A 13964-nucleotide genomic window follows, 5' to 3' on the forward strand; every position below is an offset into this window, starting at 1 on the left:
GGGCGGGCCCTGAAGGCGGCTCAAGGCAGGGGTCACCCGCCGAGCCGCATCACTCATGGGCGGGACTTTAATGCCGATTCGGCGCCCGTGGTGGCTTCCGGGGGTGTGATCTGCGACAGACCTGAGCGGGCGAGAAGGTCAGCTGATCGGATCGATCGGACCAGTCAGATCATCAGCCCCAGATCCTGGGCCAGGATCGCCGCCTGCACCCGGCTGCGCAGCCTCAGCTTGGCCAGGATCCGGCTGACATGGGTCTTGGTGGTCGCCTCCGCCATCTCCAGCCGCCCGGCGATCTCACCGTTCGACAGCCCGGCGCCGATGCAGGCCAGCACCTCCCGTTCGCGCGGCGTCAGCCCGGCCACCGCCGCCCGGACCTCCGGCCCCACCTGCCGCTCCGGACGGGCGAAGGTCCCGATCAGCCGGCGGGTCACCGAGGGCGCCAGCATGCCGTCCCCGCGCGCCACCGTGCGGATGCCGTCGACCAGGGCGTCCGCCTCCAGGTCCTTCAGCAGGAACCCGGCCGCCCCGGCCCGCAGCGCCCCGTAGACGTACTCGTCCAGGTCGAAGGTCGTCAGCACCAGGACCTGCGCCGCCCCGGCCGCCACCACCTGGCGGGTCGCCGAGACCCCGTCCAGCCGGGGCATCTGCACATCCATCAGGACCACGTCGGGCCGCAGCTCCAGCGCCAGCCGGACGGCCTCCTCGCCGTCCGCCGCCTGGCCGACCACCTCCAGGTCCGGCTCGGCCCGCAGGATCATCACCAGCGCCGCCCTGACCGCCGCCTGGTCCTCCGCGACCAGCACCCGGATCGTCATGACCGTCCCGCCCCTTCGTCCGTCGCCTGCTCCCGCGGCAGTACCGCGCGCACGTTCCAGCTCCCGTCCTTCGGGCCGGCCTCGAAGCTGCCGCCGAGCAGCGAGGCCCGTTCCGCCATGCCGACCAGCCCGGCCCTGGCACCCGGCAGCGCCTGCCCGGCCCCGCTCCGGAACGGGCTGTCCACACTGATCCGCAGCTCCTCGGCCCGGAAGTCCAGCAGCACCCGGACCTCCCCCGGGCCGGCGTGCTTGAGCGCGTTGGTCAGCGACTCCTGCACGATCCGGTACGCGGCCAGCCCGACCGGCACCGGCAGGACCCCGCGCTCGCCGCACTCGGTCAGCTCGAAGTCCAACCCGACGTCCCGCCCGGCCGCCCGGGCCTTGGCGAGCAGCGCGTCCACCGCCGACAGGTCCGGCGCGGCGTACGACTCGTCGGCCTCGCCGCCGCCGCTGTCCCGCAGCAGCCCGACGATGCGACGCATTTCGGCCAAACCCTGGACGCTGTTCTCGCGGATCACGCCGAGCACCTCCAGCACCGGATCCTCCGCCGGCCGCCCCTGACGCCGCGCCATCGACTGCGCGCCGGTCGCGTGGATCGCGATCGCCGACAGGTGGTTGGCCACCACGTCGTGCAACTCGCGTGCCATCCGAGCCCGTTCGGTGACCACCGCCTCGCGCCGGTCCATCTCCGAGAGCAGCGCGGTCTGTTCCGCCCGCAGCCGCTGGGTCTCCGCCTCCTGCCGGTGCTTGCGCACGATGTCGGCGCTCCAGAGCGGGCCCAGGAAGACCAGGGTGCTGATCACCACCACCGTGACGGCCGTACCGGTGTCGCTGTAGACGAAGGTCAGGGTGGTCAGCACCAGCACCGAGATGGTGCCGCTGATGTGCAGGATCGGCGACATCCGCCGGGGTCCGTACAACACCGCCGCGTAGAGCAGGTCGGTGTACATGATGGTGGTCGCCAGCAGGGCGCCGGAGAAGATGCTCCCGGCGAAGACCAGCCCGCCGAGGACCGCGATGGTGATCGGCCTGGTCCGCCGGACCAGTTCCAGGGCCGCCATCGCCAGCAGCGCCGGCAGCACCTGCCAGCGGGGGATGGCCGAGGAGTGGTCGTACACCTGGAAGGCGATCAGCAGCAGTCCGCCGGTCAGCCCGGCCAGCGCGATCGTGGCATCGACCTGCCGTGGGGTGGGTGTGGGTCTGCGCACGGCCCCATCAGATCATCCCCGGCCCCGCGGCCGACTCCGGAGGCGGGAGGAGCGCCGCTACATCGAAAGATGCAGAACGGGTCCGTCCCCGCCGACGACGCGCGCGCGGGGGTACCGCGGGGAGGCTGGGAGCGTCGTCGAGAACTGGAGCACACCATGATCGTCACTCTTGTCCTCGCCGCCGAGGTCGCCTTCTGGGTGGTTCTCGCGCTGGGCCTGGCCGCCCGCTACCTGCTGCGGTGGCAAAGGGTGAGCACCGTCCTGCTGGTCGGGCTGCCCGTGATCGACCTGGCGCTGTTCCTGCTCACCTTCCTCGACCTGCGCGGCGGCGCCACCGCCTCCTGGACGCACGCGCTCGCCGCGAGCTACCTGGGCTTCTCGGTCGGCTACGGGCCGTCGGTGGTCCGCTGGGCCGACGACCGGTTCCAGCACCGCTTCGGCGGCGGCCCGAAGCCGCTGCCCGCGCCCAAGTACGGCACCGCCCGGAGCCGGCACGAGTGGCGGATCTGCCGGCGCACCCTGGTCTCGGTGGCGATCACGCTCACCCTGATCACCGCGCTGAAGCTCTTCACCGACGCCACCGGGACCGGGGTGTTCGACCAGTGGTACTGGCGGCTGGGCATCGCCGCGGTGGTGAACCTCGTCATCGCCACCAGCTACACCCTCTGGCCGAAGCAGCCGCCGGCCGGCGCGATCGTCGAGGACGGCCGGATCGTCGGCCGGCAGATCCCCGAGCGGGCGGAGCACCACTAGGACAGCGGCGGACGCAGGTACGGGTGCGGGTGCGGTGGACCGGACGGGAGACGGTCCACCGCACCCGCGCGCGGTCGTCTCAGCGGTTCTCGCCCGGCACCCAGAGCACGTCGCCGCGCTCCTTGTTGGCGGCCCGGGCCAGGATGAACAGCAGGTCGGACAGCCGGTTGAGGTACTTGGCGGTCAGCGGGTTGACGGTGTCCCCGTGGGTGTCGATCGCCGCCCAGGTGGCCCGCTCGGCCCGCCGCACCACCGTGCAGGCCAGGTGCAGGTACGCGGCGCCCGGGGTGCCGCCGGGGAGGATGAAGCTGCGCAGCTTCTCCAGCTCCGCCAGGTAGTGGTCGCAGTCCGTCTCCAGCTTGTCGATGTAGGACTGCTCGACCCGCAGCGGCGGGTACTTGGGGTCCTCCACCACCGGGGTGGCCAGATCGGCACCGACGTCGAAGAGGTCGTTCTGCACCCGGGTGAGCACCGTGACCACATCGGCCGGCAGCGCGCCGGCCGCGATGGCCACGCCGATGGCGGCGTTGGCCTCGTTGGCGTCCGCGTAGGCGACCAGGCGGGGATCGGTCTTGCTCGTGCGGCTCATGTCACCGAGCGCCGTGGTGCCGTCGTCGCCGGTACGGGTGTAGATGCGCGTCAGATTGACCATGCGGCCACCCTAGCCGGGCCGGTTAGGCGGCGTTAACCCCCGAAAACGTCGCTGCGCGACGTTGACCTCCCCCACCCCGAGGGTCCGTCGCTACGCGACGTTGACCTCCCCCAGCCTCCGGCCGGGGGGACCCCCACCCCGAGGGTCCCGTCGCTACGCGACGTTGACCCTCTGCCCGGGCGGGGCCGCTTCGAGCCAGGCGAGGAAGCCGGTGAGCGCGTCCTCGCTCATGGCGAGCTCCAGCGGGGCGCCGTCGTGCAGACAGCGCAGCACGACCGAGCCGGAGAGCAGGGCGAGCTCCTCCTGCCCCTCCGGGTAGCGCCGGCCCAGCACCTCGATCTCCCGGCGCGGCAGCACCTTGCGGGGGCGCGGGGCGTAGGAGAAGACCCGGAACCACTCGATGGAGTCGCCGCTGTACCGGCCGATACCAAAAACCCACCCCTTGCCGTCGGTCTGGGGAACCGGGGCCGAGGTGGGTTTGCCGTTCTCGTCGAGGTCGGGCTGCGTGGAGGCGTCGACAGGCATTTTGAGCCGGTAACTGCAGTCGAAGGTGCCGCCGACCCGCTGGATCACACGGCGGCGTACCGCGAACGCGACCAACCCGATCACTCCGAGCGCCACGACCGCCGCACACACCACAAGGGCGAGGACCATGCTCACCTACCTCCTCGCTACCCGCGTTCCCCGTTCGGCCGTACCAGGCGACCGCGTTGACCTACCAACTGAGACGACAGTCCCGGGGTCACGCTCACGCGTCCCCGGGACCGTCGGTCGACCCCGCTCAGGCGGGGTCCGGCACAATCAGGCGCGGGCCTTGAGGCCGCGCGCCGCGAACAGCCGGACCTCGGCGCGCCGCTCGGCGTGCTCGTCCAGGTCGGACTTGGCCTTGTCCAGTGCGCGCTCGGCGCGCGCGACGTCGATCTCGTCCGCCAGCTCGGCGATCTCCGCGAGCAGAGACAGCTTGTTGTCGGCGAAGGAGATGAAGCCGCCGTGCACCGCAGCGATCACGGTGCCGCCGTCCGTGGTGCGGATGGTGACCGGACCGGTCTCCAGCACGCTCAGCACCGGGGTGTGACCCGGCATGATGCCGGTGTCACCGGAGGCCGTACGGGCGACGACGATGGTGGCCGCACCGGACCACACCTTGCGGTCGGCTGCGACCAGCTCGACGTGCAGCTCAGCCAACGTGGGCTCCTAGGCTCATGCAACCCCCGATTACTCGGGAGTTTCGGTAAGAATAACGGGCCCGCGCCCCCGGCATGAAACCGGCGGCACGGATTTGACCGGAATCACAGCCGATGCGACGCGAGGGGTGGGTCCCAGGGCTGGGGCCCACCCCTCGCGATCACGCTCGGCTGCTACCGGCCGCGACTACTTCTTCGCGAGCTCGGCGGCGTTGCGCTCGAGGTCCTCGATGCCACCGCACATGAAGAACGCCTGCTCGGGAACGGCGTCGTACTTGCCGTCCGCGATCGAGTTGAAGGCCTCGATGGTCTCGGACAGCGGCACGGTCGAACCCTCGACACCGGTGAACTGCTTCGCCACGTAGGTGTTCTGCGAGAGGAAGCGCTCGATGCGACGGGCACGGTGGACCGTGATCTTGTCCTCCTCCGACAGCTCGTCCATACCGAGGATGGCGATGATGTCCTGGAGGTCCTTGTACTTCTGCAGGATCCCCTTGATACGGATGGCCGTCTCGTAGTGGGTCTGCGCGATGTACCGCGGGTCGAGGATGCGGGACGTGGAGTCCAGCGGGTCGACGGCCGGGTAGATGCCCTTCTCCGAGATCGGGCGCGACAGAACGGTCGTCGCGTCCAGGTGGGCGAAGGTGGTGGCCGGGGCCGGGTCGGTCAGGTCGTCCGCGGGGACGTAGATCGCCTGCATCGAGGTGATCGAGTGACCGCGGGTCGAGGTGATGCGCTCCTGCAGGAGGCCCATCTCGTCGGCCAGGTTCGGCTGGTAGCCCACCGCGGAGGGCATACGGCCGAGCAGGGTCGACACCTCGGAACCGGCCTGGGTGAACCGGAAGATGTTGTCGATGAAGAGGAGCACGTCCTGCTTCTCGACGTCACGGAAGTACTCCGCCATGGTCAGCGCGGAGAGCGCGACCCGCAGACGGGTGCCCGGCGGCTCGTCCATCTGGCCGAAGACCAGCGCGGTCTTGTCCAGAACGCCCGAGTCGACCATCTCGTCGATGAGGTCGTTGCCCTCACGGGTACGCTCGCCGACGCCGGCGAAGACCGACACACCACCGAAGTTCTCGGCGACGCGGTAGATCATCTCCTGGATCAGAACGGTCTTACCGACACCGGCACCACCGAACAGACCGATCTTGCCACCGGTGACGTACGGGGTGAGGAGGTCGATGACCTTGATGCCGGTCTCGAACATCTCGGTCTTGGACTCGAGGTCCTTGAAGTCGGGGGCCTTGCGGTGGATCGGCCACCGGACCTGGACCTGCGACTCGAACTCGTCCTTGTCGACGTTCAGCACCTCACCGAGGGCGTTGAACACCTTGCCCTTGGTGATCTGGCCGACCGGCACCGAGATGGCGGAACCGGTGTCGGTGACCTGCGAGCCACGGACCAGGCCGTCGGTCGGCTGCATCGAGATGCCGCGGACCAGGCCGTCGCCGAGGTGCTGGGCGACCTCGAGGGTGAGGATCTTCTTGCCGCTGCCGTCGGGGTTGTCCACCTCGACGTGCAGGGCGTTGAACATGTTCGGGATCGCGTCGACGGGGAACTCCACGTCGACGACCGGGCCGATGACCCGCGCGACGCGGCCCGTCGCCGTGGTCGGCTCAACAGTGGTAGTCATACTCATTCGCTCCCGCGGCTCGCGTCAGCGAGCGCGTTCGCGCCACCGACGATCTCGCTGATTTCCTGGGTGATCTCGGCCTGGCGGGCCGAGTTGGCAAGCCGCGTGAGCGACTTGATGAGCTCGCCGGCATTGTCCGTCGCGCTCTTCATCGCGCGGCGGCGGGCGGCGTGCTCGGAAGCGGCCGACTGCAGCAGCGCGTTGTAGATCCGGCTCTCCACGTACCGCGGCAGCAGCGCGTCGAGGACGCCCTCCGCCGACGGCTCGAAGTCGTAGAGCGGGAAGATCTCCTTCGCCGACGACTCCTCGCTGACCTTGACCTCGTCGAGCTTCAGCGGCAGCAGCCGCGCGTCGACGGCGGTCTGCGTCAGCATCGACTCGAACTTGGTCGAGATCACGTGGACCTCGTCCACCCCGCCGGTCTCGGCCGTGAAGGCCTCGATCAGCGCGGCCGAGACGAGCTTGGCGTCGGCGTAGGTCGGCTTGTCCGAGAAGCCCGTCCACGACTCCGCGACCGCGAGGTCACGGAAGCCGTAGAACGAGACGCCCTTGCGGCCGACGGCGTACGTCACCACGTCCTTGCCCTCGGACCGCAGGCGCTCGGCGAGCGCCAGCGAGGCCTTGATGGCGTTGGACGAGTAGCCGCCCGCCAGACCGCGGTCCGCCGTGATCAGCAGGACTGCGGCACGCGTGGCGTTCGGGTTCTCGCTGGTGAGCGGGTGCTTGGCGATGGACCGGGTGGCCACTGCCGTCACCGCCCGGGTGAGCTCATCGGCGTACGGGGTGGAGGCGGCCACCGCGCGCTGCGCCTTACCGATGCGCGCCGCGGAGATCATCTCCATCGCCTTGGTGATCTTCTTCGTCGCGGTGACAGAGCGGATCCGGCGCTTGTAGACCCGAAGCTGTGCTCCCATGGGTCGTTACGTCCTTTCCCTCGCTACCGGACTCAGGCCTGCTCGGAGAGCAGCTTGCCGTCAGCGGTCTGGTAACCCTGCTTGAACTCGCCGATCGCGGCGGTCAGGGCGTCGACGGTGCCGTCGGCGAGCAGACCGGTCTCGACGATGCCCGCGAGCAGGTCCTTGTGCTGCAGGCGCACGTAGTCCAGGAACTCGCGCTCGAAGCGGCGGATCTCGGCGACCGGGACGTCGTCCAGCTTGCCGTTGGTACCGGCCCAGATGGAGACGACCTGCTCCTCGACCGGGAACGGCTGGTACTGGCCCTGCTTCAGCAGCTCGACCATGCGCGCACCGCGCTCCAGCTGGGCCTTGGAGGCCGCGTCCAGGTCGGAACCGAAGCCGGCGAAGGCCTCCAGCTCACGGTACTGGGCGAGGTCCAGGCGCAGACGGCCGGCGACCGAGCGCATGGCCTTGATCTGGGCGGAGCCACCGACGCGGGAGACCGAGATACCGACGTTCACGGCCGGGCGGATGCCGGCGTTGAACAGGTCGGACTCCAGGAAGCACTGGCCGTCGGTGATCGAGATGACGTTGGTCGGGATGTACGCCGACACGTCGTTGGCCTTGGTCTCGATGATCGGCAGACCGGTCATCGAGCCGCCGCCCAGCGCGTCGTTCAGCTTCGCGCAGCGCTCCAGCAGACGGGAGTGCAGGTAGAAGACGTCGCCCGGGTACGCCTCGCGGCCCGGCGGGCGGCGCAGCAGCAGGGAGACGGAACGGTAGGCCTCGGCCTGCTTCGACAGGTCGTCGAAGATGATCAGGACGTGCTTGCCGTCGTACATCCACTCCTGGCCGATGGCGGAGCCGGTGTACGGAGCCAGGTACTTGAAGCCGGCCGGGTCGGAGGCGGGAGCAGCCACGATGGTGGTGTACTCCAGCGCGCCGGCCTCCTCCAGGGCGCCACGGACGGACGCGATGGTCGAGCCCTTCTGGCCCACGGCGACGTAGATGCAGCGGACCTGCTTCTCCGGGTCGCCCGAGCGCCAGTTGTCGCGCTGGTTGATGATCGTGTCGACAGCCACCGCGGTCTTGCCGGTCTGGCGGTCGCCGATGATCAGCTGGCGCTGGCCGCGGCCGATCGGGGTCATCGCGTCGATGGCCTTGATGCCGGTCTGCAGCGGCTGCTTGACCGACTTACGGGCCATAACACCCGGGGCCTGCAGCTCCAGGGCGCGGCGACCGGTGGCGGCGATGTCGCCCAGACCGTCGATCGGGTTGCCCAGCGGGTCCACGACGCGGCCGAGGTAGTTGTCGCCGACCGGCACGGAGAGGACCTCGCCGGTGCGACGCACCGTCTGGCCCTCCTCGATGCCGCCGAACTCACCGAGGATGACGACACCGATCTCGCGGGTGTCGAGGTTCAGCGCGAGGCCGAGCGTGCCGTCCTCGAACTTCAGCAGCTCGTTCGCCATGACCGAGGGCAGGCCCTCGACATGGGCGATACCGTCCGCCGCGTCAGTGACCGTGCCGACCTCTTCCACAGAGGCGGCGTCCGGCTGGTACGACTGGACAAAGTCGGCCAGCGCGTCCCGGATCTCCTCCGGACGGATCGTAAGCTCCGCCATCAGGCTTCCCTGCTCTCCTAGTTTGCGATCCTCGGCCCGCCATTGAGGGCCGCAAGTGCTCGACTCTCGGCCGGGTCGTATGAACCGGCCGTACGTTTTGCCGACTCCGGTGGAGCCGGTTTCCCGACCGAGGGTCGGATGTGCTGCTTCGGTGCTCAGCCTTCGAGTACCTGGCGAGCGCCCTCAAGGCGGCTCGACACGGTGCCGTCGATGATCTCGTCACCGATCTGCACCCGGACACCGCCGACGACCTGGGGGTCGATATCGATGTTCAGGTGGACCTGGCGGCCGTACAGCCGGCCGAGGGCGCCCGACAGGCGCTCCTTCTGGCTGTCCGACAGCGGCACCGCGGTGGTGACCTGGGCCACCATGCGATCGCGCCGGGCGGCGGCGAGCTTGGAGTAGGACTCCAGTCCCTGCTCCAGGCTACGGCCACGCGGGTTGTTGACGAGGCCGGTGACCAGCCGCACGGTGCCCGCGTTGGCGCGGCCGCCGAGCAGCTTCTTGATCAGGCCCGCCTTGGCGACAGCGCCCGCCTTGGGCTCGGTCAGCGCGGCGCGCAGCTCGTGCGAGCCGCTCACCACCCGGCCGAAGCGGAAGAGCTCGTCCTCGACGTCGTCCAGGGCGCCGGCCCTGTCCGCGGCGATGACCTCCGCGTACGCGGCCAGCTCCTCCACGGCGTCGACCAGGTCACGGCCACCCGACCAGCGGGAGCGGACCAGGCCGGAGACCAGGTCGGCCGTCTCGCCGGAGACCTGGCCGGCCAGCAGCGAGGAGACCAGCTGAGCCTTGTCCTGACCCGACCGGGACGGGTCGGTCAGGACCCGTCGCAGCGAGACCTCGCGGTCCAGCAGGACCGTGACGGCGGTGAGCTCCTCGGCGAGCCGGGCCGCGTCCACCGAGGTGGAGTCGGTCAGGCTCTCGAGGTTCTGCCGCCCGGCGGCGAGGGCCTCACGGCTGGCGCCGATCACTTCGCCGCACCCTGAGCAACGGCGGCCTTGGCCTCCAGCTCGTTCAGGAAGCGGTCGACAACGCCGCTCTGCCGCGTCTGGTCCTCGAGGGACTCACCCACGATGCGGGACGCCAGCTGGGTGGCCAGCGAGCCCACGTCCTGGCGCAGGGCGGCGGTCGCCTGCTTCTTGTCGGCCTCGATCTGGGCATGGCCGGCGGCGACGATGGCCTCGCGCTGACGCTGGCCCTCCTCGCGCAACTCGTTGAGCTGGGCGGCGCCCTGCTCGCGAGCCTGCTCGACAATGCGGGCAGCCTCATGACGCGCGTCGGCGAGCTCGGCGCGGTACTGCTCAAGCAGGGCCTGGGCCTCGGCCTGAGCGGCCTCGGCACGCTCCATGCCACCCTCGATGGCGTCCCGGCGCTCCGACAACACCTTCTCGATGCTGGGGAGGAGCTTCTTGCCAAGGATGCCGAAGACGATGAAGAAGCAGAGCAGGCCGATGATGATCTCGGGCCACGCGGGGAGGAGAGGATTCATGATCTCCTCCTCCTGCGCGAGCTTAGCCGCGATGCTCATATCTGGACCTTCCTCGAAGGGTCTACGGCGGGGATTACTTGGGGCCCTGGCCGAAGACGAACGGCATGACGATGCCGATGAGGGCGAGCGCCTCGGTCAGCGCGAAGCCGATGAACATGTTGGAACGGATCAGGCCGGCGGCCTCGGGCTGGCGGGCCATGGCCTGGACGCCGTTGCCGAAGATGAGACCGACACCGATGCCGGGGCCGATCGCGGCGAGGCCGTAGCCGATGGACGCGACGGAACCGTAGACGCCGACCTCAGCGAGCATGCTCATTGCAATGTGTCCTTTGCAGGGGTGGTGAACCGGCGGTGATTGGCCACCGGGCGATCATCGGGGGGTGGTTCGGGGAGGGCCGGGGCCCTCAAGCTCAGTGCGCCTCTTCGAGAGCACCGGCGATGTAGCTGCTGGCCAGCATCACGAAGATGTAGGCCTGCAGGAACTGGACCAGCAGCTCGAAGGCGGTCAGGCCGAGGGTCACGACGAACGAGACCGAGCCGTACAGCGCGCCCAGGGTCGGGCTGAGCAGGTACCAGGAGGCGATGGAGAACATCACGATCAGCAGGTGGCCGGCGAACATGTTCGCGAAGGCTCGGACCGCGAGCGTGAAGGGGCGCACGAAGATGTTCGAGAAGAACTCGATCGGCACCAGGATGAACATGACCCAGCCGGGAATGCCCGACGGCCAGCAGAGGTTCTTGAGACCGCCGACGAAGCCGTGCTTCTTGAAGGTCAGCGTCATGTAGGTGACCCAGACCACGGCCGCGAGGCCGGCCGGGAACGCGATCGCCGCGGTCACCGGGAACTGGGCGAACGGGATGATCGACATGATGTTCATCAGCCAGATGAAGAAGAACATCGAAACGAGCATCGGGACGTACTTCTCGCCCCGCTTGCCGATCGTCTCCAGCACGATGGAGCGCTTGACGAAGTCGTAGCCGATCTCACCGACCAGCTGCAGCTTGCCGGGGACGAGACGCGGCTTGGCGAAGGCGGCCCAGAAGAAGCCGATCACCAGAACCGAGACGACCATCGACAGCAGCATCGGCTTGTTGAACTCGAAGCTGCCGATCGTGAAAATCGGCTCGAACTGGAACTCGTTCAGACCCGGGGCCGGGAAGCCGCAGCCAGCGTCCCCGAAGTGGCAACTGCCTGAGGCGAGGGACGTGAGTTCAGCACTCACCACGGACTCCTTCGTCGTGACGCATGGTTACGGCAACCTCGGTGTGTCGGCGTGGCCTGCGACCACGGAGCGGCACTGGAACTTGATGGATTTCTCGCCGACCCCACCCGGCGGTGCGCTGCACCACCGCGGGATCATCGAAGACTTCGCGGATCCGGGGGGCGATCGATCCGCGCTGCGGATGGACCTGGCCTCTTCCCGTACTCCGTTGTTGCGACGGACGATAGCAGTCCGTCAGCGCGGCATAAACACCGCCCCCCTCGTTGGGGGGACAGTGGGCCGTCGTCACTGTTGACGCCCCTTGTCCGAGGGCTTCTCGGCCTTGTTTTCGGAGGCGTCGGCCTCGACGTAGAAGGTCTTGGCCTTGAGGAAGCCGCGCACCTGGAAGCCCGTCCAGATCAGCACGCAGCCCAGCAGGGTGAAGGCGAAGGCCTGCCGGTTGAAGAGCTCGGTGTCCTTGAAGACCGCCAGCACGATGCCGACCAGCAGGATCTGCGTGGTGTACACCAGCAGCCCGACGGCCATCATCATCTGCGGGTTCGACCTGGTCAGCCGGTCGAGGGCGACCTGGCCGGAGGCGAAGAAGACCAGCACGAGCAGGGCGCCGAAGAGGGCCCCGAGCAGGCCCTTGCCCCCCGCGACGGCGAAGGAGATCGCCATGGCGATGACTCCGGCGACCGCAGTGGGGATCGCGGCGCCTCGGAGGATCCGGGCGTCGTTGGACGGCATGTCGGCAACTCCGGCGGCATGTCGATGTGGCGGGGGGACGGGCACAGAACTCGGTGGTGATACCGGACCGGAACCACCGCGGGCCGGCCGCTCGACGGCGAGCCCGTCGAGTGGGACCCGCCAGGGACGGAAGTCATCCACCTGTCAGGTCTTTCGGCGCGTTCTCGGTACTCGTGAACGGTATCACAAACTATTTGATGAGAGCTTTACCATGAATATGTGGCACCTGTCACACCGATGGCCCAAGGGTGCCGCCGATCGGGTGAACCCGCTTGACGCGCCCTCACCTCTCCCCGTGGCCGCGGCCGTTGCCGTGTCCGCGGCCGGTGACCGCCGAGGATCCCTTGGGCACTCCGCCGAGCAGCCGCTTGTCCTCGGCCGACAGTTCGGCCATCGGCTCGGAGTCCGTACGTCCGGCCGATTCGGCGGTGAGCTCGGTGCTCTCCGCGACCGGGGCGGCAGCAGCGGCAGCGGGCCTGGCCACCGGACGGCGGCGGTAGCGCGGCGGCACGAAGGCCTGCACCGCGCGCGGGGCCCGGGGCCGGAACCGCGGGGTGAGCAGCACCACCAGGCCGACCAGGCAGAGCCCGGCCAGCGTGAGGACGACGGTCCGGCCGGTGTTGGTGACCGAGAAGGCGACGGTCCCGAAGGCGATCAGCGCGGCCCAGAAGTACATGATCAGTACGGCGCGGCTGTGCGAGTGGCCGACCTGGAGCAGTCGGTGGTGCAGGTGCCGCTTGTCGGCGGCGAACGGGGACTGGCCCGCCCAGGTGCGGCGGACCACGGCGAGCAGCAGGTCCGCCAGCGGCAGCGCGATGACCGTCAGCGGCAGCAGCAGCGGGATGTAGATCGGCACCAGGGCGTGCACGGTGGCGGTCTGCGACCCCAGCTCGCTGGTGATGAGGTCGGGATCGACCCGGCCGGTGATGGAGATCGCGGCGACGGCCAGCATCAGGCCGAGCATCATCGAGCCGGAGTCGCCCATGAAGATCCGGGCCGGGTGCATGTTGTGCGCCAGGAAGCCCAGGCACATGCCGATCAGCAGCACGCTGAACAGCACCGCGGGGGCGGCGTCGGAGATCGTGTAGCCGTACCAGAGCCGGTACGAGTACAGGAAGAAGGCGATCGCGGCGATGCAGACCATGCCGCCCGCCAGGCCGTCCAGTCCGTCGATGAAGTTCACCGCGTTGACCATGACGACGACCAGGACCACCGAGATGACCATGCCCTGGGTCGGACTGACCGCGACCGGCCCGACGCCGGGCACCGGCAGGGTGATCACCGTGACGCCCTGCCAGACCATCACACCGGCGGCGATCATCTGGCCGCCCAGCTTCACCAGGGCGTCCACGCCCCACTTGTCGTCCAGCACGCCGAGCAGCCACATGATGCCGGCGCCGGAGAGCAGCGCGCGGATGTCGGTGCCCTGGGAGAACACCTTGCTCAGGTTGTCGAGCTGGGAGGCGACCAGGATGCCCGCGCAGAGGCCGCCGAACATCGCGATGCCGCCGAGCCGCGGCGTCGGTTCGCGGTGCACGTCGCGCGCGCGGACCGGGGGCATCGCCCCCGCCGCGATGGCGAACTTCCGGACCGGGCCGGTCAGCAGATAGGTGACCGCCGCGGTGCAGAACAGCACCAGCAGATACTCACGCACCACTGGCCTCCCGCAGCGCTGTCCGACGGTTGGGTACCGAAGGTACTCCCGTGCCTGTCCGAGGTTCGAGGTGCGTCGCCACGGCACACACCTTATTGAGTCG

Annotated in this window: 15 protein-coding genes; 1 reads left to right on the top strand and 14 read right to left on the bottom strand. The window is 69.2% G+C overall.

Features of this window, described 5'->3' with window-relative positions; all coding sequences use genetic code 11:
* Nucleotides 1–164: 164 nt before the first annotated feature.
* Both ADK60_RS26185 and ADK60_RS26190 read right to left on the bottom strand, forming a co-directional pair.
* Nucleotides 165–815, bottom strand: coding sequence for a response regulator (locus ADK60_RS26185; protein ID WP_045941621.1), 651 nt, complete (start codon nucleotides 813–815; stop codon nucleotides 165–167).
* Nucleotides 812–2023, bottom strand: a complete 1212-nt coding sequence (locus ADK60_RS26190; RefSeq protein WP_053649250.1) for a sensor histidine kinase — start codon at nucleotides 2021–2023, stop codon at nucleotides 812–814. The genes ADK60_RS26185 and ADK60_RS26190 overlap by 4 nt, the downstream gene beginning before the upstream one ends.
* A gap of 156 nt (nucleotides 2024–2179) precedes the next feature.
* Here ADK60_RS26190 and ADK60_RS26195 point away from each other — a divergent pair, with 156 nt between their 5' ends.
* A complete protein-coding gene (locus ADK60_RS26195; protein ID WP_053649251.1) occupies nucleotides 2180–2776 on the top strand; it encodes a hypothetical protein in 597 nt (198 codons plus the stop codon).
* A 79-nt stretch (nucleotides 2777–2855) separates the two neighbouring features.
* On the opposite strand, the gene ADK60_RS26200 is transcribed toward ADK60_RS26195, so the two are convergent.
* The 12 genes from ADK60_RS26200 to ADK60_RS26255 form a co-directional block, all read right to left on the bottom strand.
* Nucleotides 2856–3428 (bottom strand): cob(I)yrinic acid a,c-diamide adenosyltransferase, encoded by a 573-nt coding sequence (locus ADK60_RS26200; protein WP_045941623.1) that lies wholly within the window; start codon nucleotides 3426–3428, stop codon nucleotides 2856–2858.
* 153 nt (nucleotides 3429–3581) lie between these two features.
* On the bottom strand, nucleotides 3582–4082 hold the full coding sequence (locus ADK60_RS26205; RefSeq protein WP_045941624.1) for a DUF2550 domain-containing protein: 501 nt from the start codon (nucleotides 4080–4082) through the stop codon (nucleotides 3582–3584).
* A gap of 147 nt (nucleotides 4083–4229) precedes the next feature.
* Nucleotides 4230–4613, bottom strand: a complete 384-nt coding sequence (locus ADK60_RS26210) for a F0F1 ATP synthase subunit epsilon (RefSeq protein ID WP_030392780.1) — start codon at nucleotides 4611–4613, stop codon at nucleotides 4230–4232.
* Between the two features lie 186 nt (nucleotides 4614–4799).
* Entirely contained in the window at nucleotides 4800–6245 is a 1446-nt protein-coding gene (gene atpD / locus ADK60_RS26215) for a F0F1 ATP synthase subunit beta (RefSeq protein WP_045941625.1), read from the bottom strand.
* Between the two features lie 2 nt (nucleotides 6246–6247).
* The gene (locus ADK60_RS26220) at nucleotides 6248–7159 is read right to left on the bottom strand and encodes a F0F1 ATP synthase subunit gamma (protein WP_053649253.1); all 912 of its coding nucleotides are present in this window, start codon (nucleotides 7157–7159) and stop codon (nucleotides 6248–6250) included.
* A gap of 32 nt (nucleotides 7160–7191) precedes the next feature.
* Nucleotides 7192–8766 carry a F0F1 ATP synthase subunit alpha gene (gene atpA, locus ADK60_RS26225; protein ID WP_045941627.1) on the bottom strand — a complete coding sequence of 525 codons (1575 nt, stop codon included), beginning with the start codon at nucleotides 8764–8766 and terminating at the stop codon, nucleotides 7192–7194.
* 155 nt (nucleotides 8767–8921) lie between these two features.
* A complete protein-coding gene (locus ADK60_RS26230) occupies nucleotides 8922–9737 on the bottom strand; it encodes a F0F1 ATP synthase subunit delta (RefSeq protein WP_053649255.1) in 816 nt (271 codons plus the stop codon).
* Entirely contained in the window at nucleotides 9734–10294 is a 561-nt protein-coding gene (locus ADK60_RS26235) for a F0F1 ATP synthase subunit B (RefSeq protein WP_053649257.1), read from the bottom strand. Before ADK60_RS26235 ends, ADK60_RS26230 begins: the two co-directional genes overlap by 4 nt.
* Before the next feature lie 34 nt (nucleotides 10295–10328).
* The gene (atpE, locus tag ADK60_RS26240) at nucleotides 10329–10571 is read right to left on the bottom strand and encodes an ATP synthase F0 subunit C (protein WP_030302757.1); all 243 of its coding nucleotides are present in this window, start codon (nucleotides 10569–10571) and stop codon (nucleotides 10329–10331) included.
* A gap of 94 nt (nucleotides 10572–10665) precedes the next feature.
* Nucleotides 10666–11478, bottom strand: a complete 813-nt coding sequence (gene atpB / locus ADK60_RS26245; RefSeq protein ID WP_053649258.1) for a F0F1 ATP synthase subunit A — start codon at nucleotides 11476–11478, stop codon at nucleotides 10666–10668.
* Nucleotides 11479–11763: 285 nt separating this feature from the next.
* Nucleotides 11764–12207: a Cg1360 family ATP-synthase-associated protein gene (locus tag ADK60_RS26250; RefSeq protein ID WP_053649260.1), complete on the bottom strand. Its 444-nt coding sequence runs from the start codon at nucleotides 12205–12207 to the stop codon at nucleotides 11764–11766.
* Between the two features lie 283 nt (nucleotides 12208–12490).
* Nucleotides 12491–13861 (bottom strand): MraY family glycosyltransferase, encoded by a 1371-nt coding sequence (locus ADK60_RS26255; RefSeq protein WP_053649262.1) that lies wholly within the window; start codon nucleotides 13859–13861, stop codon nucleotides 12491–12493.
* Nucleotides 13862–13964 lie beyond the last annotated feature (103 nt).

The sequence above is a fragment of the Streptomyces sp. XY431 genome (assembly GCF_001279805.1).
In the GTDB taxonomy this organism is placed as follows: domain Bacteria; phylum Actinomycetota; class Actinomycetes; order Streptomycetales; family Streptomycetaceae; genus Kitasatospora; species Kitasatospora purpeofusca.